Genomic DNA, 21,763 nt, shown 5'->3' on the forward strand with positions numbered 1-21,763 from the left:
GAACCGGCTTCTCTATCCTTTGAGAAGCCCCGCGCTATGCATAGCGCGCATTGTTGACACATTAACCCAAGCGAATATTCAGGCTCTGCGCATCTCCGGTACGGGCTGCGCTGATCAACTGTTGCCGTGAGTTTGCGTTCAATGGGTTGAGCCAGCTGACAACCGTATGGCTGCGGCCCAGGCGCAAGGCTTCGCAGGTCAACTGCTGAGCGCTCTGAGTGCCGCGAGGTTGCAGCAGCAGGATGCGTTCGCGGTTAAGGCCGGCGTCCCGCAACCACGTCTGAGTCAGGCTGGCGGGCGGGGCGATCAGTGTCAGCCACCGCGCGTCCTGATCCTGACTCAATTCACGAAGAATCGGCGCCAGAAGGTTCAGGCAGTTCCCGGCCGCACCACGCAGTGAAAGCTCGCTGAAGACTTCGGGCTCGGCGCTCCAGGGCGACTCGACCACATCTTTCAGGATCGGGGCCAACGGCTGCACCATGAATGCCTCGAACAACGGCAGTTGGGCTTGCTGTGATGTGTGTGGGAACTGCATAAAGCCTCCTTTAGCGGCGAATGACGCCGACACTCAAGCCTTCGATCACCAGTTCCTGATCTTTCAGGTTGACTTCGATAGGGGCGAATTCAGGGTTTTCGGCAATCAACCAGACCTTGCTGCCATCGCGCTTGAAGCGCTTGACGGTCACTTCGTCACCGATCCGCGCCACGACGATCTGGCCATTGCGGGCTTCCCTGGTGGTGTGGACGGCCAGCAGGTCGCCGTCGAAGATGCCGACGTCCTTCATGCTCATGCCATGAACGCGCAGCAGATAGTCAGCGCGTGGATGGAAAAAGGCAGGGTTGATGTTGCAGGACTCCTCGATGTGCTGCTGGGCCAGAATCGGCGCACCGGCAGCCACTCGGCCAATGATCGGCAGGGTGGAGTCATCGGCCTTGGCTTCGAAGCCCGGGATGCGAATGCCGCGGGAAGCGCCCGGGGTCATTTCGATCGCACCCTTGCGGGCCAGCGCCTTGAGGTGCTCTTCCGCCGCGTTGGGCGATTTGAAACCCAGTTCCTGAGCGATTTCCGCACGGGTCGGTGGATAGCCGTTGTCTTCGAGGCAGCGTTTGATGAAGGCCAGAATCTCTGCTTGGCGTGGCGTCAGCTTTAGCATATTGATCGCTCTGTCTTTTTATACAGTGACTGGGATTATATACAGTGAAACGGTCTTGGCAATGCCCCTTTTTTCGCCGGCCGCTGGACGGTCGATCAGCCGGCTGATTAAAGCCTCGCCGATGTATGGTTAAATAGCTGACCGACCATTCCCAAAACGAACCGGCAGGCTTGACAACGCACAGGCTGAAACGTATGTTTCAAACAAGTGTTTGTCAGGCGGAGTAGCCATGGCCCAGTCGGAAACCGTTGAACGCATTCTTGATGCTGCCGAGCAGTTGTTCGCGGAAAAAGGTTTCGCCGAAACCTCGTTACGCCTGATTACCAGCAAAGCCGGTGTCAATCTGGCAGCAGTGAATTATCACTTCGGTTCGAAGAAGGCGCTGATCCAGGCTGTCTTCTCGCGCTTTCTCGGGCCGTTTTGCCTGAGCCTTGATAAAGAGCTGGAGCGGCGCCAGTCCAAGCCTGAAAACAAGCCGACACTCGAAGAGCTGCTCGAAATTCTCGTTGAGCAAGCCCTCGTCGTGCAGCCGCGCAGCGGCAACGATCTGTCTATCTTCATGCGCTTGTTGGGGTTGGCGTTCAGTCAGAGCCAGGGCCACCTGCGTCGTTATCTGGAAGACATGTACGGCAAGGTGTTCCGCCGCTACATGACGCTGGTCAACGAAGCTGCGCCGCGTATTCCGCCGATCGAACTGTTCTGGCGCGTGCACTTCATGCTCGGCGCCGCGGCGTTCAGCATGTCGGGGATCAAGGCGTTGCGGGCCATTGCCGAGACCGATTTCGGCGTTAACACCTCCATTGAGCAAGTGATGCGTCTGATGGTGCCCTTCCTGGCCGCGGGCATGCGTGCCGAAACCGGCGTCACCGACGCGGCCATGGCCACTGCGCAACTGCGTCCGCGCAGCAAGTCGGCCCCGGCTGCCGCCAAGGTTTAGCTGCGCACGGGTGGGCGCGGCGCCTGACATCCGCTAAGCTAGCCGCCCATGCCGACTCTCGTTCTGAACCAGCTCCCCATTGATATCGCCGACCTGCCGGGCACAGCCCAAGGCGGCGAACGCGTGCGAGCCGGGTTTTTCGTTATCAAGGAATCTCTATGACTGCTGGCCTGCAAGGCTCGTTGATGGTGGACGTCGCCGGTACGTGGCTGACGGCTGAAGATCGCCAATTGTTGCGTCAGCCCGAAGTGGGCGGCCTGATCATTTTCGCCCGTAACATCGAAAACCCGCGACAAGTGCGCGAGTTGAGCGCTGCGATCCGCGCCATTCGTCCCGATCTGCTGCTGGCGGTGGATCAGGAAGGCGGTCGCGTTCAGCGTCTGCGCCAGGGTTTCGTGCGACTGCCGGCCATGCGCGCCATCGCCGACAATCCGAACGCCGAATACCTGGCCGAGCAGTGCGGCTGGATCATGGCCACCGAAGTGCTGACCGTCGGCCTCGACCTGAGTTTCGCCCCGGTGCTGGACCTGGATTACCAGCGCAGCGCCGTCGTCGGCACCCGTTCGTTTGAAGGTGACCCGGAGCGCGCAGCACTGCTGGCGGGTGCATTCATTCGCGGCATGAACAGCGCCGGCATGGCCGCCACCGGCAAGCATTTCCCCGGCCACGGCTGGGCGGAGGCGGATTCCCACGTCGCGATCCCGAACGACGAACGCAGCCTCGATGAAATCCGCGCCAACGACCTGGTGCCGTTCGCCAGATTGAGCAAGCAACTGGCCGCCGTCATGCCAGCCCACGTTATTTACCCGCAAGTCGATTCCCAACCAGCCGGTTTCTCCCGCCGCTGGTTGCAGGACATCCTGCGCGGCGAGCTGCAATTTGATGGTGTGATCTTCAGCGACGACCTGTCCATGGCCGGCGCCCACGTGGTTGGCGATGCCGCCAGCCGTATCGAAGCTGCGTTGACCGCCGGCTGCGACATGGGCCTGGTGTGCAACGATCGCGCTGCAGCGGAGCTGGCTTTGAGCGCTGCCCAGCGCTTGAAGGTCAAACCGTCCGAGCGCATTGCGCGGATGCGTGGCCAGTCTTATGCCAACACTGAATACCGTCAGAACCCGCGCTGGCTGACCGCCATCGGCGCGCTTAAAGAAGCTCAACTGATTGATTAAGGACGTTTCGTTATGACGGTTTACGCGATTATCGGTGGCACCGGCCTGACTCAACTCGAAGGCCTGAACATTCGTCAGTCATTGGCGGTGGACACGCCCTATGGCCCGCCTTCGGCCGACGTGCAGATTGGTGAGTACGCCGGCAAGGAAGTGCTGTTCCTCGCCCGTCACGGCCACCCGCACCGTTTTCCGCCGCATCAGGTGAACTACCGCGCCAACCTTTGGGCGCTGAAACAGGCCGGCGCCGAAGCGATCCTTGCGGTCAACGCCGTGGGCGGAATTCATGCCGCGATGGGCACCGGACATTTCTGCGTGCCGCATCAGTTGATCGATTACACCAGCGGTCGCGAACACACCTATTTCGCCGATGACCTGGAACACGTCACCCACATCGACTTCAGCTATCCCTACAGCGAACCGTTGCGTCAGCAATTGATCGCGGCGCTGGCGGCTGAAGGCGTCGATTACAGCAGTCAGGGCGTCTACGCTTGCACCCAGGGTCCACGTCTGGAGACCGTCGCTGAAATCGCGAAACTGGAACGCGACGGCTGCGACATTGTCGGCATGACCGGCATGCCGGAAGCGGCGTTGGCGCGTGAGCTGGAACTGGATTATGCGTGTCTGGCGCTGGTGGTGAACCCGGCAGCGGGCAAGTCCACGGCGGTGATCACCATGGCCGAGATCGAGCAGGCGTTGCAGGACGGGATGGGCAAGGTCAAGTCGACGTTGGCTCGGGTGCTCAGGGGCTAATTAGTCGTAATACCGAGTCGACCCGATCGCGAGCAGGCTCGCTCCCACAGATTTCGCGATTACTCTGTGGGAGCGAGCCTGCTCGCGAAGGCGATCTACCAGGAGACACAGATCTCAGCGCTTCTCGAGCTTATCCGGCAACGGCGCAAACAACGCTTCAATATCATCGCTCTGCAACTTCCAGTCGCCAGTCTTGCGCCCATCCAGGACACCGGCCGCCAGGTCGGATTTTTCCTTTTGCAGGTGCTGAATTTTCTCTTCCACCGTGCCGCGGGCAATCATCTTGTAGACGAACACCGGTTTCTCCTGGCCGATGCGATACGCCCGGTCAGTCGCCTGATTTTCCGTCGCCGGGTTCCACCACGGATCGTAGTGGATCACCGTATCCGCTTCCGTCAGGTTCAAACCGACACCGCCTGCCTTCAAGCTGATCAGAAAGATTTGACGCTTGCCGCTCTGAAAGTCCTTCACGGGGGCGCGGCGGTCACGGGTCTGTCCCGTCAGCAGCGCGTATTCAACACCGCGTTTCTTCAGTTCGACCTCGATCAACGCCAGCATCGACGTGAACTGCGAAAACAGCAAAATCCGCCGACCTTCCTCAAACAACTCATCCAGCATTTCCATCAGGCTGTCGAGCTTGCCCGAGGTGCTGCCGCGAGTCGGCGGCACGGCATCGCTGACCAGGCGTAAATCGCAGCACACCTGGCGCAGTTTGAGCAGCGCTTCGAGGATGATGATCTGACTGCGGGCCACGCCTTTGCGGGTGATTTCATCGCGGACTTTCTTGTCCATGGCCAGGCGCATGGTTTCGTACACGTCGCGCTGGGCTTCGTTGAGTTCGACCCAGTGGATGATTTCGGTCTTCGGCGGCAGTTCCGTCGCGACCTGCTCCTTTGTCCTGCGTAGCAGGAACGGTTTGATCCGACCGTTGAGGTGCTGGAGCCTGACTTCACTGGCGCGTTTTTCAATCGGTACGCGGTAATCGCGGTTGAAGCTTTTAACGTCACCAAGCCAGCCAGGCAAGAGGAAGTGGAACAGCGACCACAGTTCTCCCAAGTGGTTTTCCAGCGGCGTGCCACTCAGGCACAGGCGCTGGCGAGCATTCAGTTCGCGCGCAGCCTGAGCGGCCTTGCTGTTCGGATTCTTGATGTACTGCGCCTCATCCAGCACCAGCACATGCAGGGGTTGTGCGGTCAGACGTTCGACGTCCTTGGGCAGCAGTGCATAGGTGGTGAGGATCAGGTCGTAATCGGCCAAGTGGTCAAAATGCTTTTTGCGACTGGCGCCGTACAGCGCCAGCACTTTGAGTTGAGGCGTGAAGTGCGCGGCTTCATCGAGCCAGTTCGGGATCAGGCTGGTGGGCATCACCACCATGCACGGCCGGTCGAGGCGTCCGGCGATTTTCTCGCTGAGAATATGCGCCAGGGTCTGTAGGGTTTTTCCCAGGCCCATGTCGTCCGCGAGAATCCCGCCGACTTCCAGTTGCCGTAGCGACTGCATCCAGCTCAAGCCCTCCAGCTGATACGGGCGCAAGGTCGCGTTCAAGCCTTCGGGGGCTGTCGCGGTGTAGTCCTTGATGTCCCGCAGGCGCTGGGCAAACGTGCGGATCTGCTCGCCACCTTCCCAAAGCAGCGGCATGCCTTCCAGCGGATTCAGGCGCGTGGCGTCGGCCTTACTCAGGCGCAGCGTGGTTTCGCCGGGTTCTTGCAGGTAGAACTCGCCAAGTGTCGCCAACACCGGTTTCAACCGGCCGAAGGGCAGGGCGACCTGCAAAGGGCCGTACTCGGAATTCGGGCGGTTGGGGATATTCACCAGAATCAGTTCGTCGTCGCGTCGGCGGGCGAGGCGTTCTGGATTGAGGATTTCGGTGTGAGAGCGCATCAGGTTGAGCAGGATTGGCAGCAGACTCAGGCGCTCGCCATTGACGATGATCCCCAGTTCCAGGTCAAACCAGTCGCGCTCCGGCGCCTGTTCGACGGTGGCGTACCAGTCGTCCACGGCGGTCAGGTCGAAACCGAAATCTTCGTCGATCTGCAGCTCCCAGCCTTGAGTGCGCAGCTTCGGCAGTTCGTTGAGGGTGAAAGTCAGCCAGGCGCTGTCGTTGACCATCTCATAAAGTTCGCCCGCACTTTCCGGCAGGGCTTTGCTCTGGCGGGTGGCGACTTTGAAGCCGAGGATTCGTAGCTGCTCCCGGTAAGTCTGTTCAACTTCCGGGTGGCGTTTTATCCGCAGCGTCTGGGTTTCCTGGCGAATCAGGACGTCGGCGTTCTTCTGCCCGGAAACGTATTCATCCAGATAGCTGAACGACAGCGCCGCACGATGCTGGATATAGCGCTGCATCTTGCCGTTGCGCGGTTCGAAGGCGCTGAACTCGATGCTCGCCAGCCACAGGCGCGGTATCGGTTGCACGTTATCTACCAGCACTTGCGGAGGCGCCTTCGGGCTGCGGTTTTCCAGCACCGCCTGAAGTTTTTCCAGCAGCTCGGCGTCTTGTGCGGCGGCGGGATAGGCCAGGGTGTCCTGGACTTTCAGCAGTACGGCCGCACAATGTTTGCAGTTGACGTGAACCGGGCAAGTGCACGTTGCATCGACCATTAGCAAGGTCGCTTTGGCCGACTCGCGCAGGCGAATGGTCTGGCGGTAAACGTTACCGCCAGAGCCTTCGCAAGCGGCGACGATCGTGGCATCGCCGGCTTCGACGATCCTGACGCGGTTCTCCAGCGCGTAGCGACGGCCACGCTCCAGGCTCTGTTCCTTGAATCGGCTGACCCAGGAAGGTGCCAGGGGTTTGCTCAGGGTCGCTGACATATGGACTCAATCAGTCCGGAATTTCATCGGGGACTGGCCGAGGCGCAGGGGCGGTGAGCGAGGTGATCTTGATCAGCAGAGCCAGGTGGCCATTGTCGAGGAAGTTCAGCTGGCCGTTCTTGGTATGGCTTTCCTGTTTCAGGCGTTCGCTGGCGGTCACCATGCCGTTGGCGTCGATCTGGTTGACCCAGAAATCGGCGTCAACGTCGGTGAAGCGTCCGAGTTTCAAGCTCAGCGTGCCCTCGATCGGGAACTGGCCAAATTGTTCGGTGCCTTCGCTGATTGCGACCTTAGTGGCCTCTTCACCGAGAGTCTGCTGCCAGGCCTTGTGCAGCAAAACGGTGTATTCGTTGCTGGCGGTGAGCTTTTCCACTTCGCCATTGAGGCTCGGCGTGCGCAGGCTGTCCGGGCTGATCGGCTTGGCGCCGGCATTCCAGTCTTCCGGAGCGGCGCGGCTAACAATGGCGGGCACGGCGTTTTGGCGGACCAGAATCATTTCAATCTGATACAGGTCATCGGCATATGCCGTAGGGGCGACCAAGGTTATCAACACGGTCAGTAAACGAAACAGGCGCATGCGGCGTCCTTCAAGCAGTTTTTGGAATGAGGCACTCAAGCAGCGCCTCTACAGTATTAAAGCGCTCTTCCGGGCGCTCCATCGGGACCATGAATTTAAACATCGTGGCACCTTCGAATTTGTAGCGTTTGGGCTGACCCTGGATCAGTTTGATCAGGGTCAGCGGGTCGACCGGGGTCTGCGCCGCGAACTCGATCCGGCCGCCCTGCGGGCCACCGTCGACTTTCTTGATGCCCAGCAGTTCGGCCTGCAACTTCAATGCGGTGATGCGCATCAGGTTCTTCGTCGGCTCCGGCAGCAGGCCGAAACGGTCGATCATCTCCACTTGCAGGTCCTTGAGGCCTTCCTCATCGGTGGCCGAGGCAATGCGTTTGTAGAGAATCAGTCGGGCATGCACGTCCGGCAAGTAGGCTTCGGGAATCAACGCCGGGACGCGCAAGTTGACCTCCGGGCCACCGCCCAGCGGCTGATCGAGGTTCGGTTGTTCGCCCTTGCGGATCGACTTCACCGCGCGTTCGAGCATTTCCATGTACAGGGTGAAACCGACCGCCTGGATCTGACCGCTCTGACCGTCGCCCAGCAGTTCGCCGGCGCCACGGATTTCCAGGTCGTTGGTGGCAAGCACGAAGCCCGCACCGAGGTCCTGGGTGTTGGCGATCGCTTCCAGACGCTTTTCCGCGTCTGGAGTGATCTGCTGACGCGGCGGCGTCAGCAAATAAGCGTAAGCCTGGTGGTGACTGCGACCAACCCGGCCACGCAATTGGTGCAGCTGCGCCAGGCCGAATTTGTCGGCACGCTCGATGATGATGGTGTTGGCGCTCGGCACGTCGATGCCGGTCTCGATGATGGTCGAGGCAATCAGCACATTGAAGCGCTTGTGATAAAAGTCGCTCATCACCTGTTCGAGATCGCGTTCGCGCATTTGCCCGTGGCCGATGCCGATCCGCGCTTCCGGCACCAGTTCGGCGAGGTCGGCGGCGCATTTCTCGATGGTCTTCACGTCGTTGTGCAGGTAGTAGACCTGACCGCCGCGCAGCAACTCTCGCAGCAGGGCCTCTTTGACCGTGCTCTTGTTCTGCTCCATGACGAAGGTCCGCACCGACAGGCGACGGGCCGGCGGCGTGGCAATGATCGACAGGTCGCGCATGCCCGACACTGCCATGTTCAGCGTGCGCGGAATCGGCGTGGCGGTCAGGGTAAGAATGTCGACTTCACTGCGCAGCGCTTTGAGCTGTTCTTTTTGACGGACACCAAAACGGTGCTCTTCGTCGATGATCACCAGCCCCAGGTTTTTGATTTTTACATCGTCGGACAGCAGTTTATGAGTGCCGATGACGATGTCGATCTTGCCTTCCGCCAAGTCAGCGATGGCGGCATTCACTTCCTTGGTCGACTTGAAGCGGCTCATTACTTCCACGCTCACCGGCCAATCGGCGAAGCGGTCGCGGAAGCTGTTGTAATGCTGCTGGGCGAGGAGGGTGGTCGGCACCAGAATCGCCACCTGACGACCGCCGTGCACCGCGATGAACGCCGCGCGCATGGCCACTTCGGTCTTGCCGAAACCTACATCGCCGCAGACCAGGCGGTCCATGGGCTTCGGTGCGAGCATGTCGGCGCGGACTGCGTCGATGGTGGTTTGCTGATCCGGGGTTTCTTCGAACGGGAACCCGGCGCTGAACGTCGCGTAATCGGCTTTCGGGTCTTCGAAGGCATAACCTTCGCGAGCGGCGCGACGGGCATAGATGTCGAGCAACTCGGCGGCGACGTCGCGCACTTGCTCGGCGGCCTTGCGTTTGGCTTTTTGCCAGGTTTCCGAGCCGAGGCGGTGCAGCGGGGCCAAGGCATCGTCGCTACCGGTGTAACGCGCGATCAGGTGCAGGTTGGCCACCGGCACGTAGAGCTTGGCGCCCTCTGCGTATTGCAGCGTGAGGAACTCGGCAGCCTGATCGTCGATTTCCAGGGTCGCCAGACCCAGATAGCGACCGACGCCGTGATCGATGTGCACCACCGGCGCACCTTCACGCAGCTCGGTAAGGTTCTTGATGACCGCATCGTTGTTGGCGTCGGCGCGTTTTTCGCGGCGACGACGTTGCATCACGCGCTGACCGAACAACGGGCTTTCGGCCACTAGGGCCAGGGCCGGGTCATCGAGTACCAGACCTTCGTCGAGCGGCGCGATGGTGATCGCCAGGCGCTCCTTGCTCGCGACGAAGTCCGGCCAGCTGTCGACGGTTTTCGGTCGCAGCTTCAGGCGCTCGAGCAATTCCAGCAGCACTTCACGACGGCCCGCGGACTCGGCGGTAAACAGCACGCGCCCGGGGAACTCGTCGAGGAAACCGGCCAGCGCCGCCAACGGCTGAGTGGCCTTGGCTTCGATGGCCAGATTCGGCAGTTCACGCGCCGGGAAGCGCTCGCGGCCAACGCCGGTTTCCACGTCCTGCTGACTGGCTACCACGCGCGGCCAGTTCTTCAGGCGCGCAAAGCAGTCTTCCACCGGCAGGAACAGCTCGGCCGGTGGCAATAAAGGACGGGATGGATCGACGCGGCGTTCTTCGTAGCGATTGCGCACGTCGTTCCAGAAGTTTTCCGCCGCCTGCTCGATGCCCGGCAGGGAAAACACCTGCGTGTCATGGGGCAGGTAATCGAACAGCGTCGAGGTTTCATCGAAGAACAGCGGCAGGTAGTACTCGATACCGGCCGGTGTAATCCCGCTGCTCAAATCCTGGAAGATCGGGCAGCGACGGAAGTCGACATCGAAACGCTCACGAAAGCGCGCCTTGAAGCGGGTAACCGCATCTTTTTGCAGCGGGAATTCCCGCGCGGGCAGCAGGCGAACGGTGTCGACTTTATCGATGGAACGTTGGTTTTCCGGATCGAAGGTACGCAGCGTCTCGATTTCGTCGTCGAACAAGTCGATACGGAAGGGCAGTTTGCTGCCCATCGGGAACAGGTCAATCAACGAGCCGCGGACGGTGAATTCGCCGTGTTCGTACACCGTGTCGACGTAGCGATAGCCGCTGGCTTCAAGCCGGGTGCGCATTTGCTCGACGTCGAGCTTCTGGCCAACGTCCAGCACCAGGCTGCTGCCAAGCAGGAACTTGGTCGGCGCCAGGCGATGCAGCGCGGTGGTGATTGGCACGACCAATACGCCATGGCTCAGCTCCGGCAACCTGTACAAGGCCGCGATGCGCTGGGAAATGATGTCCTGGTGTGGCGAAAACAGATCGTAAGGCAGGGTTTCCCAGTCCGGGAAATGCAGCACGGGCAAATCCGGGGCGAAGAAACTCAGCTCCTGCTCCAGCCGTTCGGCACTTTGGCTGTCGGCGGTCAGCAGCAGGGTAAAGCGCTTGGCAGCGCTGGCAGCCTCGGCGATGGCCAGGCTCAGGGCGGCACCGGGCAGGTTGCCCCAGTGCTGTTTACCTGCCGCGGCAGGGAGAAGCGGTAGACGCAGAACGGGCACGGAAGGTTGAGCTCCAAGCGTTGCGACAAAGTCGGTAATTGTAGCGGCCCCGAGTGCCGCCTGTCAGTTGCAGATATGTCTATTACGCCGGTTTGGCGAAATGTAGTGGTAAAGACAAAATCCGCCGGTTTTTTACCGGAAATTGATGATTATGTAGTGGCAAAACGACCGGGTGTTACGGAGGGTTACGGATAAGACAGCGGTATCTCCAAAAAATTGACTGCGCTGAAAGCCGCGGTTTTACTGGGCTCCGTCGCTGCGTGATTTTTTTGAACCTGAATTTGTTACGGATCGCACGACAGGCGCGCATTGCTACGGGAGGCACTCGGCGGCATAATGTAGCCCCTTTTTTCTGCCCCTACATGTGGAAGGTTCCCGTGACTCAGAAGCCCGACCAGTGTCTTGGTGAATGGATCGACCGTGAAGCACTCGCAGAAGCGATGATTCCGCTTATCGGTCAGCTCTACCGCAATAACAACGTGGTGAGCTCGATCTATGGCCGCAGCCTGATCAATCGTTCAGTCATTGCGATTCTCAAAGCTCACCGCTTTGCTCGTCATCGTCAGTCCGATGACAGCGAATTGTCCGTCCACGAAACATTCCCGCTGCTCAAGGCGATGAGCGAGCTCAAGCTCGGCGCCGCTTCGGTTGACCTGGGCAAGCTTGCCGTCAAGTTCAAAGCCGAAGGCAATGGCCGTACTGCCGAGCAGTTCGTCCGCGAAGAACTGGCTGACGTCGTTGGTCAGCAGAACGTTTCCGCTCGCAAAGGCACCGACGTTGTCCTCTACGGCTTCGGTCGTATCGGCCGTCTGCTGGCGCGCATCCTGATCGAGAAAACCGGTGGTGGCGACGGCCTGCGTCTGCGCGCCATCGTTGTCCGCAAGGGCGCCGAGAACGATCTGGTCAAGCGTGCAAGCCTGCTGCGTCGCGACTCGGTTCATGGCCCGTTCGACGGCACCATCACCATTGATGAAGCCAACAACACCATCACCGCCAACGGCAACCTGATCCAGGTTATCTACGCGAAGAACCCGACTGAAGTGGATTACACCCAGTACGGCATCAAAGACGCGCTGCTGGTGGACAACACCGGTGTATGGCGTGACGCCGAGGGCCTGGGCCAGCACCTGGCTTGCCCGGGTATCGATCGCGTTGTTCTGACCGCGCCGGGTAAAGGCAAGCTGAAGAACATCGTTCACGGCATCAACCACGGTGAAATCACCGCGGATGACAAGATCGTGTCGGCCGCTTCCTGCACCACCAACGCCATCGTGCCGGTGCTCAAAGCCGTCAACGACAAGTTCGGCATCATCAACGGTCACGTTGAAACGGTTCACTCGTACACCAACGACCAGAACCTGATCGACAACTTCCACAAAGGCGATCGCCGTGGCCGTAGCGCCGCGTTGAACATGGTGATCACTGAGACCGGTGCTGCCACCGCTGCTGCCAAGGCCCTGCCTGAACTGGCTGGCAAGCTGACCGGTAACGCGATCCGCGTTCCGACGCCAAACGTGTCGATGGCCATTCTCAACCTGAACCTTGAGAAAGCCGCCACCCGTGAAGAGATGAACGATTACCTGCGCTACATGGCGTTGCACTCCGATCTGCATAAGCAAATCGACTACGTCAATTCGCAGGAAGTGGTTTCCACCGACTTCGTTGGCTCGCGCCACGCAGGCGTTGTGGACGCTGAAGCGACCATCACCCAAGACAACCGCGTTGTTCTGTACGTTTGGTACGACAACGAGTTCGGTTACAGCTGCCAGGTGGTTCGCGTGATGGAAGACATGGCCGGTGTAAACCCGCCAGCATTCCCGCGCTAAGCCTTAGCTGCACATGAAAACGCCCCGACTTTGGTCGGGGCGTTTTTGTTTGTGCAGTTTGTCAGTGGCAAGTGTGTTGAATGTACAAGTCTCTTCGCGGGCAAGCCTCGCTCCTACAGGTTATCGTCAACTCTGAAATCGCACACGACCTGTAGGAGCGGGGCTTGCCCGCGAAGGCTATAGATCAGGCGCCACCAGCCACAGAGGCTTGCGCAGTCCGCAGTTCATGCCGATTGCCTTTGAACAGCACCAGCGTCGCAATCAACCCCAGCACCGCCGCGCCACTGAGCCAGATCCCCGGCGCAGCCTTGTTGTCCAGCACATGAGTCAGGTAAGTACACGCCGCGGGTGTAAACCCACCAAACGTTGCAGTCGCCAGGCTGTAGGCCAGCGAGAACCCGGTGGTACGAACTTCCACCGGCATGATCTCGGTCAGCGCCACCACCATGGCGCCGTTGTACGAGCCGTACAGGAACGACAGCCACAACTCGACGATCAGCAAATGACTGAAGCTCGGGTTCGCCACCAGCCATGACAGGGCGGGATAGGCCGTGAGGATCGCCAGAATAGTCGCCGCCAGGAGTAGGGGTTTGCGACCGATCTTGTCGGACACGGCACCCATGACCGGCAGCCAGAAAAAATTCGACAGACCGATACAGACCGTCACCAGCAACGCATCCAGATCCGACAGGTGCAGTTCGGCTTTGCCGAAGGTCGGGGTATAGGCGGTGATCAGGTAGAACGACACGGTGGTCATCACCACCAGCGCCATGCCGGCGATGACGATGCCAACGTTCTGACTGATCGAGCGGACGACGTCCCGCAGGGTAGGGCGGTGTTTACGGGCCTGGAATTCCGGGGTTTCTTCCAGTGAACGACGAATCACGAAGATCACCGGCACAATCATGCAACCAATCAGGAATGGAGCGCGCCAGCCCCAGTCACCCATTTCTTCGGGGCTGAGCCAGTGGTTCAAGCCGACTCCCAGCAGACCGGCGAACACCACTGCGGCTTGCTGGCTGGCAGATTGCCAACTGACAAAGAAGCCCTTGCGACCCGGTGTGGAAATCTCTGCCAGGTACACCGATACGCCGCCCAGTTCAACGCCGGCCGAGAAGCCTTGCAGCAGGCGGCCGAACAACACGAGCAGCGGCGCGGCCACGCCGAGGGTGGCGTAACCCGGTACGCAGGCAATCAGCACCGTACCGGCAGCCATCATCGCCAAGGTGATGATCAAGCCTTTGCGGCGGCCATGACGGTCGATGTAGGCGCCGAGGAAAATCGCACCCAGCGGGCGCATCAGGAAGCCGGCGCCGAAAGTGGCCAGCGACAACATTAGGGAGGCGAAAGCGCTGTCGGCAGGAAAGAAGGTTTTGGCGATGGCCGTGGCGTAAAAGCCATAGACCATAAAGTCGAACATTTCGAGAAAGTTACCGCTGACAACGCGAAAAATCGCTTTGCCTTTGCTCGTGTTGGAGGACATTTGTAGATACTCCCTCTGGTGAATCTTGTTTGAAAGCGCTGCTCCTGTGGGAGCCTGTGTGGCGAAGGGACTTGCGAGCACGCTCGCTCCCACAGGTTTTGCGTCTGGCAGGTAGATGAGGCAGGTCTGGCTCCCCTGCGCTCTGAAGCCCATAATGGCGGGCGCGGTTTTGGGGGGAGATGAAGATTTGTTAACTGGACGGTGGGCTGGGATTGTGATGCTGGTCGGCGTTTTGTCCGGTTGTGGCAACGGCGACAGTCTGGAACGCTTCGACGGCCCAACCATGGGCAGTCGTTATTCCATTCAATACGTAAGGCACTCCTCCACGCCCGGGCCGAAAGCGGTGCAGGCTGAAGTAGAAAATATCCTCGCTGAAGTGGATCGACAATTCTCGACCTACCGCAGTGACTCGGACATCGAGCGCTTCAACGATCTCCCCGCCAATCGCTGTCAGAAAATGCCCGCGCCGATCCTCAAACTGATCCGCTTTGCTCAGCAGCTGTCCGAACAAAGCGAAGGCGCCTACGACCTGACCGTGGAACCGCTGCTCAACCTCTGGGGGTTCGGCCCGCAGGCCCGTGAGGAAAAAGTCCCCGCGGCCCGGGCACTCGCCGAAGTCAGGCAGCGGGTCGGCTACCAACACCTGCGCATCGACCGCGATCAGCTGTGCAAGGACGCCGCCGTCGAAGTCGACTTCAACAGCATCGCCGCCGGTTACGCCGTCGATACCATTGCCGAGAAACTCGAGGCGATGGGCATCCGCAACTACCTGGCCGAAGTCACCGGTGAGCTCAAGGCTGCTGGCAAAAAACTCGATGGCTCAGCCTGGAAGATCGCGCTGGAAGAGCCTCGTGACGACCAGCAAGTGGCGCAAAAAATCATTGCGGTCGACGGCTACGGACTGTCCACTTCCGGCGACTACCGCAACTATTTCGAGCAGGACGGTCGGCGCTATTCCCACACCTTCGATGCCCGCACCGGTGCGCCGGTCTCACACACCCTGGCGTCGGTCACGGTGATTAATCCTTCAGCGTTAATGGCCGATGGCTTATCGACGCTGTTGCTGATTCTCGGCCCCGAGCGCGGTTGGGACTACGCAGAAAAACACGATATCGGCGCATTTTTTGTGATCCGTGCCGATACAGGTTTCGTCACACGAACCAATCAGGCATTTGAGCGCCTCAGCGGCGGCAAAACCGAATGATTACGACAGTTCGTGCATTGAAGACTGGCGTTGTAGTGCAGGCAAAACTAGCCTACGACGCGACCAAGGGTTAATGTGCCCGGCGTTGACGCTTCTATAGACTGTGTCCGGGTTCTGCATTGGCCCCAAATTGTTCCTTCACGCCACAGATCGGCGTGATTTAGCCGCAGGTGCCGAGGGCGCCGCGGCCTGTTCTGAGGAGTACGCATGGCTGTCTACAACTACGACGTGGTGGTACTGGGTTCCGGCCCGGCGGGAGAAGGCGCGGCAATGAACGCCGCCAAAGCAGGGCGCAAGGTGGCGATGGTCGATAGCCGTCGCCAGGTCGGCGGCAACTGCACCCACCTGGGTACCATCCCGTCCAAGGCACTGCGTCACTCGGTCCGGCAGATCATGCAGTTCAACACCAACCCGATGTTCCGGGCCATTGGTGAACCGCGCTGGTTCTCGTTCCCGGACGTGCTGAAAAGCGCCGAGAAAGTCATTTCCAAACAAGTCGCCTCGCGCACCGGCTACTACGCCCGTAACCGCGTCGACGTGTTCTTCGGCACCGGCAGCTTCGCCGACGAGCAAACCATCGAAGTGGTCTGCGCCAACGGCGTGGTCGAAAAACTGGTGGCCAAGCACATCATCATCGCCACCGGCTCGCGTCCTTATCGCCCGGCGGACATCGATTTCCATCACCCGCGCATCTACGATAGCGACACCATCCTCAGCCTCGGCCACACCCCGCGCAAACTCATTGTTTACGGTGCTGGCGTGATCGGTTGCGAATACGCGTCTATCTTCAGTGGCCTGGGTGTACTGGTTGAACTGGTGGACAACCGCGGTCAGCTGCTGAGCTTCCTGGACTCGGAAATTTCCCAGGCCCTGAGCTATCACTTCAGCAACAACAACATCACGGTTCGCCACAACGAAGACTACGACCGCGTCGAAGGCGTGGACAACGGCGTGATCCTGCACCTCAAGTCCGGCAAGAAGATCAAGGCCGATGCCTTGCTCTGGTGCAACGGCCGTACCGGCAACACCGACCAACTGGGTCTGGAAAACATCGGCGTGAAGGTCAACAGCCGTGGCCAGATCGAAGTCGACGAAGCCTATCGCACCTGCGTGCCGAACATTTACGGTGCCGGTGACGTGATCGGCTGGCCGAGCCTGGCCAGTGCCGCCCACGACCAGGGCCGTTCGGCTGCTGGCAGCATCGTCGATAACAACAGCTGGCGCTTCGTCAACGACGTTCCGACTGGCATCTACACCATTCCGGAGATCAGCTCGATCGGCAAGAACGAGCAGGAGCTGACTCAGGCCAAGGTGCCCTACGAAGTGGGCAAGGCGTTCTTCAAGAGCATGGCGCGTGCACAGATTGCCGGCGAGCCCCAGGGCATGCTGAAAATCCTGTTCCACCGCGAGACCCTGGAAGTGCTGGGCGTTCACTGCTTCGGTTATCAGGCGTCGGAGATCGTTCATATCGGTCAGGCGATCATGAGCCAGCCGGGCGAATTGAACACGTTGAAGTACTTCGTCAACACGACGTTCAACTACCCGACCATGGCCGAAGCCTATCGGGTAGCGGCTTACGATGGCCTCAACCGGCTTTTTTGAGCGGCTCCGGCCGGTGGCCTGAGCCGGCCGGGGAGACCGATTTCAGCAATTCTCGAGGGTGGCGCTGGCCAAACCGGGAAAGTCTGTAATCAGGCTGTCAACGCCGAAGTCGGCGAGTCTGCGCATCAGCGCGGGCTCGTTGACTGTCCATACCGACACATGCAGCCCCTGACGTTGCGCCTTCTGCAGGCGTTCCGGCGTACACAGGGTCCAGTTCAGCGCCAGAATCTCACAGCCATAACTCTGGGCGACCTTCAACGGGTCGAGCCACGCATATTCAGCCACCAATCCACGAGATACGTCCGGCACCAGGTCCAGTGCGGCTTTCAGCACTTCGCGTGAACTCGACGTGATCGTGACCTTGTCGAGCAGACCGAAACGCTGCGCCATTTCGCGTATCGCCAGCACGGTCGTCGCGGCGCGGGTGCGAGAAGCGCTTTTGACTTCCAGCTGCCAATGCTCGAAATCGCATTTCTCGAACAACTCTTCCAGCGTGGGGATCGGGCAAGGCTTGATCCAGCCCGGCCCGCCCTTGCGTGCGTCGTAGGTCACCAGCTCGGCCGCCGTGTGCTCGACGACCTTGCCGCGTCGGTCGGTGGTGCGCTTGAGTGTCGGGTCGTGGATGACCATCAACTCGTTGTCCATGGACAGGTGCAGGTCCAGTTCACAGCGGCGCACGCCGTGCTTGAGGCATTGCTGGAAACTGGTCAGCGTGTTTTCCGGTGCTTCGCCCTTGGCGCCGCGATGGCCGTAGATGAGGGTCACGGTTCTTCCTTAAATTAAATGCCTGATTCGTTTTCGCGGGCCAGACGTCGTTCCTGGGCCTGCTTCTGCAAAATGTAGCGGGCCAGCAATTGGCGCTGGGCGTCGGTCGGGTATTCGAACTCGGTGCCCACGTCGTAGGCACCCGCCTTGCGATCGCAATGCGTGACCTTGGCCCGCAGCAACAGGCCGAGGGCTTGCGGCATCAGCACCAGTTTGACCGACAGGTGCGCGCCCACGGCGATGGGCGTCGGGTACTGAAAGTCGATACCGCCTTCGGAAATGATTACCGGCTGCGGCTCGCCGATCTGCCCGAGCACGGTGATGGCGATCACCTGGCTCAACAGATCAATGCGTTTGTTCTGGGATTTCAGGAACGCAGCGAGGTTGCGGTCGCGCTCACTGATCTGGCGCAGCAGGTGTTGCGACTCGAATTCGCTCAGGTGCAGTTCGCTGAGCAAGTTGAACAGTGGGGAAGCATCCTGCAACACTTCCTGGCCTGCGGCTTCGGGAGCGGACAGGGGCCGAATTTCCAGTGCGATCGTGTCCTCGATACGGTAGTATTCGCGGCGATCTTCTTCATCTAATGTCGACATGGCGAACCCATGGTAGCGGCGGTGGTCTGAGTGTAAAGCTGGTTATCGACCCCCGCCACAAGGACGTTCCTTTTCCCTCCGAACAAGCCCCGACATGTTCAGACCTCTCTTCGTATTTATTGGCACGCGTTATACCCGTGCAAAGCGTCGCAATCATTTTGTGTCATTCATTTCCCTGACCTCAATGATCGGACTCGCCCTCGGCGTGGTCGTGATGATCGTTGTGCTTTCGGTCATGAACGGCTTCGATCATGAGATGCGCACCCGCGTGCTGGGCATGGTGCCCCACGCGACCATCGAGTCCGGTGAACCGATCAGCGACTGGCAAAGCCTGGCCGCCAAGGTCAAGCAGAACCCACAGGTGACGGCCGTTGCGCCGTTCACCCAGATGCAGGGCTTGCTGACTAACAACGGCAAGGTCTCCAAAGTCCTGCTCAATGCCATCGACCCTGCGCTGGAACGCCAGGTCTCGATCATCGATAACTTCATGCAGCAGGGCAAACTCGATGACCTCACGCCGGGCAGCTTCGGCATTGTCATCGGTGACAAGGCGGCCGCGAAGCTTGGCGCAGCGGTCGGCGACAAGCTGACGTTCGTGGCGCCGGAAGTCACGGTGACCCCGGCCGGGATGTTCCCGCGCATGAAACGCTTTACCGTGGTCGGCATCTTCCATGTCGGCGCCGGTGAGATCGACGGGTACCTGGGTGTCACCAACCTGCAGGATCTGGCGAAGCTGCATCGCTGGAAGCCGGATCAGGTCCAGGGCATCCGCCTCAAGTTCGATGACCTGTTCCAGGCCCCGCGCACGGCGTGGAATATCGCCCAGCAACTGGGCGAAGACCATTTCTACGCCCGTGACTGGACCCGCACCCATGGCAATCTGTATCAGGCGATCCGCATGGAAAAAGCCATGATCGGCCTGTTGCTGCTGCTGATTGTCGCTGTGGCCGCGTTCAACATCATTTCCACGCTGGTGATGGTGGTGAACGACAAGAAGGGCGACATCGCAATTCTGCGTACCCTGGGCTCCACGCCGGGGCAGATCATGGCCATCTTCATGGTCCAGGGCACGGTCATTGGCGTGATCGGCACGCTGATCGGCGCCGTGGTCGGGATCTTCGCCGCGTTGAACGTCAGCGCCGCGATTTCGGCCCTCGAAGGGTTGATCGGTCACAAATTCCTGAACGCCGACGTGTATTTCATCGATTACCTGCCGTCGCAAGTGCAGAGCCAGGACGTGTTGATGGTCTGCGCCGCCGCGTTGGTCCTGAGTTTCCTCGCCACCCTGTATCCAGCCTGGCGTGCCGCGCGCACCCAGCCTGCGGAGGCGCTACGTTATGAGTGAGTTGGGCATGAGTGATAAAGCAATCTTGAGCTGCCGCGACCTGGGCAAATCCTACGAGGAAGGCCCGGAGTCGGTTGAAGTGCTGGCCGGTCTGCAACTGGAGTTGCACCCGGGTGAGCGCGTGGCGATTGTCGGCACCTCGGGTTCGGGCAAAAGTACCTTGCTCAACCTGTTGGGCGGTCTCGACACGCCGACCAAGGGCAGCGTCTGGCTAGACGGCGAAGAGCTGTCGGCCCTGAGCGAGAAGAATCGCGGCCTGTTGCGCAACCGGTCGCTGGGTTTCGTCTACCAGTTCCACCATTTGTTGCCTGAGTTCACCGCGCTGGAAAACGTCTGCATGCCGCTGCTGATCGGCAAGACTGCGATCCCGGAAGCGCGTCAGCGGGCGACGGCGTTGCTGGAACGGGTAGGGCTTGGCCATCGCCTGGAGCACAAACCGTCTGAATTGTCCGGCGGCGAACGTCAGCGCGTGGCCATCGCTCGCGCCCTGGTGAACAAGCCAGGCCTGGTGATGCTCGACGAGCCGACCGGCAACCTCGACTCCCACACCGCCCAGGGCATTCAGGATTTGATGCTCGAACTCAGCACCTCGATGCGCACGGCGTTCCTGGTGGTGACTCACGACATGAACCTGGCTCGCCAGATGGATCGCGTCCTGCATTTGCAGGAAGGTCGCCTGACGCCCATCTGATTGGCCGAAACCCGGCGTGCTGAACAGTACGTCGGGTCTTTTATTTTTATACGGTGCCCCAGCGAATGTTCAGACCGTTATCGATCTTTATCGGCACGCGCTATACCCGCGCCAAGCGCCGCAATCGCTTTGTTTCCTTCATCTCGATGACCTCGATGATCGGCCTCGCCCTCGGCGTGCTGGCGATGATCGTGGTGCTGTCGGTGATGAACGGTTTCCAGCGCGAAATGAGCTCGCGCATCCTCGGCATGGTGCCGCACGCGACCATCGTCGGCGTGAACCCGATCGACGATTGGCAGCCCGTGGCCGCCGCCGCGATGAAAAACCCGGAAGTCACCGCCGCCGTACCATTCACCGAAATGGAAGGCATGCTCTCCTATAAAGGCACGATGCAGCCGATTCAGGTCAGCGGTGTGGATCCGGCGCTGGAAGGCAAGGTGTCGATCGTTGCCCAGCACATCGTTCAGGGCCGTCTCGATGCATTGAAGCCGGGCGAGTTCGGCGTGGTGATCGGCGAAATCACCGCGCGGCGTTTCCGCTTGAATGTCGGCGACAAGATCACCCTGATCGTGCCGGAAGTCAGCAACGCACCCGGCGGCATTACCCCGCGCATGCAGCGGCTGAACGTGGTGGGCGTGTTCAAGGTCGGTGCCGAGCTGGATGGCTCGATGGCGCTGATCCACGTCGCCGATGCTGCGCAGATGCAGCACTGGGAACCAAACCAGGTACAGAGCGTGCGTCTGGCCGTCAAGGATTTGTACGCGGCGCCGAAGGTGTCGAGCGATGTGGCTGCGGGTCTCGGCACCGCCTACCGGGCCGACGACTGGACCCACACCCAGGGCAGTCTGTTCAGTGCGATGAAGATGGAAAAAACCATGATCGGCCTGCTGTTGCTGATGATCGTCGCCGTGGCGGCGTTCAACATCATCGCAACGCTGATCATGGTGGTGAACGACAAGGGCGCGGACATCGCAATCCTGCGCACCATCGGCGCCACACCGCGGCAGATCATGGCGATCTTCATGGTGCAGGGCACGGTGATCGGGGTTGTCGGCACCTTGATCGGTGGCGTGCTCGGCGTGATTGCAGCGTTGAACGTCAGTGAACTGGTGGGATGGATGGAACGGGTGAGTGGCCAGCACATCTTCAGTTCGGATGTGTATTTCGTCAGTAACTTGCCATCGGAATTGCAGGGTGGGGATGTGTTGCTGATCTGCTCCGCCGGGTTCGTCCTGAGCTTCCTGGCGACGGTCTACCCGGCCTGGCGTGCGGCGAAGATCGAGCCGGCTCACGCGTTGCGGTATTCGTAAGCCTTTACACCCACATCGCGGGCAAGCCCGGCTCCCACAGTTGATCGAGTTGAATCACACATTTGTGAACGACTCCAAACCCTTTGGGA

The 21,763-nt window shown here is 60.1% G+C and carries 17 protein-coding genes; 9 read left to right on the forward strand and 8 right to left on the reverse strand.

The window, feature by feature from the left end; all coding sequences use genetic code 11:
- Window positions 1-61: 61 nt before the first annotated feature.
- The gene (sulA, locus tag K0F88_RS21175) at window positions 62-535 is read right to left on the reverse strand and encodes an SOS-induced cell division inhibitor SulA (RefSeq protein ID WP_083376186.1); all 474 of its coding nucleotides are present in this window, start codon (window positions 533-535) and stop codon (window positions 62-64) included.
- Window positions 536-545: 10 nt separating this feature from the next.
- Entirely contained in the window at window positions 546-1,154 is a 609-nt protein-coding gene (gene lexA / locus K0F88_RS21180; RefSeq protein WP_046026989.1) for a transcriptional repressor LexA, read from the reverse strand.
- 229 nt (window positions 1,155-1,383) lie between these two features.
- Here lexA and K0F88_RS21185 point away from each other — a divergent pair, with 229 nt between their 5' ends.
- From K0F88_RS21185 to K0F88_RS21195, 3 genes are all read left to right on the forward strand, one after another.
- Window positions 1,384-2,091 carry a TetR/AcrR family transcriptional regulator gene (locus K0F88_RS21185; protein ID WP_219096438.1) on the forward strand — a complete coding sequence of 236 codons (708 nt, stop codon included), beginning with the start codon at window positions 1,384-1,386 and terminating at the stop codon, window positions 2,089-2,091.
- 170 nt (window positions 2,092-2,261) lie between these two features.
- Window positions 2,262-3,260 carry a beta-N-acetylhexosaminidase gene (gene nagZ, locus K0F88_RS21190; RefSeq protein WP_219096464.1) on the forward strand — a complete coding sequence of 333 codons (999 nt, stop codon included), beginning with the start codon at window positions 2,262-2,264 and terminating at the stop codon, window positions 3,258-3,260.
- 12 nt (window positions 3,261-3,272) lie between these two features.
- Window positions 3,273-4,010 carry an S-methyl-5'-thioinosine phosphorylase gene (locus K0F88_RS21195; RefSeq protein ID WP_094471528.1) on the forward strand — a complete coding sequence of 246 codons (738 nt, stop codon included), beginning with the start codon at window positions 3,273-3,275 and terminating at the stop codon, window positions 4,008-4,010.
- Between the two features lie 114 nt (window positions 4,011-4,124).
- On the opposite strand, the gene K0F88_RS21200 is transcribed toward K0F88_RS21195, so the two are convergent.
- From K0F88_RS21200 to mfd, 3 genes are read right to left on the reverse strand one after another with little or no spacing between them, the layout of a single operon-like run.
- Window positions 4,125-6,818, reverse strand: coding sequence for a DEAD/DEAH box helicase (locus K0F88_RS21200; RefSeq protein WP_219096440.1), 2,694 nt, complete (start codon window positions 6,816-6,818; stop codon window positions 4,125-4,127).
- A gap of 10 nt (window positions 6,819-6,828) precedes the next feature.
- Window positions 6,829-7,395, reverse strand: coding sequence for a CsiV family protein (locus K0F88_RS21205; protein WP_094471531.1), 567 nt, complete (start codon window positions 7,393-7,395; stop codon window positions 6,829-6,831).
- 10 nt (window positions 7,396-7,405) lie between these two features.
- Window positions 7,406-10,855: a transcription-repair coupling factor gene (gene mfd, locus K0F88_RS21210; RefSeq protein ID WP_219096442.1), complete on the reverse strand. Its 3,450-nt coding sequence runs from the start codon at window positions 10,853-10,855 to the stop codon at window positions 7,406-7,408.
- Window positions 10,856-11,217: 362 nt separating this feature from the next.
- Here mfd and K0F88_RS21215 point away from each other — a divergent pair, with 362 nt between their 5' ends.
- On the forward strand, window positions 11,218-12,681 hold the full coding sequence (locus K0F88_RS21215) for a glyceraldehyde-3-phosphate dehydrogenase (protein ID WP_219096444.1): 1,464 nt from the start codon (window positions 11,218-11,220) through the stop codon (window positions 12,679-12,681).
- Between the two features lie 184 nt (window positions 12,682-12,865).
- Here the strand turns inward: K0F88_RS21215 and K0F88_RS21220 are convergent, their stop codons facing one another.
- Complete coding sequence (locus K0F88_RS21220; protein WP_219096445.1) at window positions 12,866-14,164, reverse strand: MFS transporter; 1,299 nt, start codon at window positions 14,162-14,164, stop codon at window positions 12,866-12,868.
- Window positions 14,165-14,381: 217 nt separating this feature from the next.
- On the opposite strand from K0F88_RS21220, the gene K0F88_RS21225 reads away from it, so the two are divergent.
- Window positions 14,382-15,368, forward strand: coding sequence for an FAD:protein FMN transferase (locus tag K0F88_RS21225; RefSeq protein ID WP_094471535.1), 987 nt, complete (start codon window positions 14,382-14,384; stop codon window positions 15,366-15,368).
- A gap of 207 nt (window positions 15,369-15,575) precedes the next feature.
- Window positions 15,576-16,970, forward strand: coding sequence for a Si-specific NAD(P)(+) transhydrogenase (gene sthA, locus K0F88_RS21230; RefSeq protein WP_007907752.1), 1,395 nt, complete (start codon window positions 15,576-15,578; stop codon window positions 16,968-16,970).
- 42 nt (window positions 16,971-17,012) lie between these two features.
- Here sthA and K0F88_RS21235 read toward each other — a convergent pair whose 3' ends face one another.
- Both K0F88_RS21235 and K0F88_RS21240 read right to left on the reverse strand, forming a co-directional pair.
- Window positions 17,013-17,735, reverse strand: coding sequence for a glycerophosphodiester phosphodiesterase family protein (locus tag K0F88_RS21235; RefSeq protein ID WP_010456321.1), 723 nt, complete (start codon window positions 17,733-17,735; stop codon window positions 17,013-17,015).
- A gap of 14 nt (window positions 17,736-17,749) precedes the next feature.
- On the reverse strand, window positions 17,750-18,328 hold the full coding sequence (locus tag K0F88_RS21240; RefSeq protein ID WP_109629003.1) for a PilZ domain-containing protein: 579 nt from the start codon (window positions 18,326-18,328) through the stop codon (window positions 17,750-17,752).
- 94 nt (window positions 18,329-18,422) lie between these two features.
- Here K0F88_RS21240 and K0F88_RS21245 point away from each other — a divergent pair, with 94 nt between their 5' ends.
- From K0F88_RS21245 to K0F88_RS21255, 3 genes are all read left to right on the forward strand, one after another.
- On the forward strand, window positions 18,423-19,673 hold the full coding sequence (locus K0F88_RS21245) for a lipoprotein-releasing ABC transporter permease subunit (protein ID WP_131059936.1): 1,251 nt from the start codon (window positions 18,423-18,425) through the stop codon (window positions 19,671-19,673).
- Window positions 19,674-19,680: 7 nt separating this feature from the next.
- The gene (gene lolD / locus K0F88_RS21250) at window positions 19,681-20,364 is read left to right on the forward strand and encodes a lipoprotein-releasing ABC transporter ATP-binding protein LolD (protein WP_219096446.1); all 684 of its coding nucleotides are present in this window, start codon (window positions 19,681-19,683) and stop codon (window positions 20,362-20,364) included.
- 65 nt (window positions 20,365-20,429) lie between these two features.
- Window positions 20,430-21,674, forward strand: coding sequence for a lipoprotein-releasing ABC transporter permease subunit (locus K0F88_RS21255; RefSeq protein ID WP_219096447.1), 1,245 nt, complete (start codon window positions 20,430-20,432; stop codon window positions 21,672-21,674).
- Window positions 21,675-21,763: the final 89 nt, after the last annotated feature.

This window comes from Pseudomonas sp. UMAB-40 (assembly GCF_900095275.1).
Taxonomy (GTDB): domain Bacteria; phylum Pseudomonadota; class Gammaproteobacteria; order Pseudomonadales; family Pseudomonadaceae; genus Aquipseudomonas; species Aquipseudomonas mandelii_B.

Excerpts from the sequence above, each read along its gene's own strand:
- K0F88_RS21200 (WP_219096440.1), bottom strand. The coding sequence starts at position 6,818 with ATGTCAGCGACCCTGAGCAAACCCCTGGCACCTTCCTGGGTCAGCCGA.
- K0F88_RS21245 (WP_131059936.1), top strand. The coding sequence starts at position 18,423 with ATGTTCAGACCTCTCTTCGTATTTATTGGCACGCGTTATACCCGTGCA.
- K0F88_RS21255 (WP_219096447.1), top strand. The coding sequence starts at position 20,430 with ATGTTCAGACCGTTATCGATCTTTATCGGCACGCGCTATACCCGCGCC.
- sthA (WP_007907752.1), top strand. The coding sequence starts at position 15,576 with ATGGCTGTCTACAACTACGACGTGGTGGTACTGGGTTCCGGCCCGGCG.
- K0F88_RS21195 (WP_094471528.1), top strand. The coding sequence starts at position 3,273 with ATGACGGTTTACGCGATTATCGGTGGCACCGGCCTGACTCAACTCGAA.
- lolD (WP_219096446.1), top strand. The coding sequence starts at position 19,681 with ATGAGTGATAAAGCAATCTTGAGCTGCCGCGACCTGGGCAAATCCTAC.
- K0F88_RS21205 (WP_094471531.1), bottom strand. The coding sequence starts at position 7,395 with ATGCGCCTGTTTCGTTTACTGACCGTGTTGATAACCTTGGTCGCCCCT.
- K0F88_RS21185 (WP_219096438.1), top strand. The coding sequence starts at position 1,384 with ATGGCCCAGTCGGAAACCGTTGAACGCATTCTTGATGCTGCCGAGCAG.
- sulA (WP_083376186.1), bottom strand. The coding sequence starts at position 535 with ATGCAGTTCCCACACACATCACAGCAAGCCCAACTGCCGTTGTTCGAG.
- K0F88_RS21215 (WP_219096444.1), top strand. The coding sequence starts at position 11,218 with ATGTGGAAGGTTCCCGTGACTCAGAAGCCCGACCAGTGTCTTGGTGAA.
- K0F88_RS21240 (WP_109629003.1), bottom strand. The coding sequence starts at position 18,328 with ATGTCGACATTAGATGAAGAAGATCGCCGCGAATACTACCGTATCGAG.
- K0F88_RS21220 (WP_219096445.1), bottom strand. The coding sequence starts at position 14,164 with ATGTCCTCCAACACGAGCAAAGGCAAAGCGATTTTTCGCGTTGTCAGC.
- lexA (WP_046026989.1), bottom strand. The coding sequence starts at position 1,154 with ATGCTAAAGCTGACGCCACGCCAAGCAGAGATTCTGGCCTTCATCAAA.
- K0F88_RS21225 (WP_094471535.1), top strand. The coding sequence starts at position 14,382 with ATGCTGGTCGGCGTTTTGTCCGGTTGTGGCAACGGCGACAGTCTGGAA.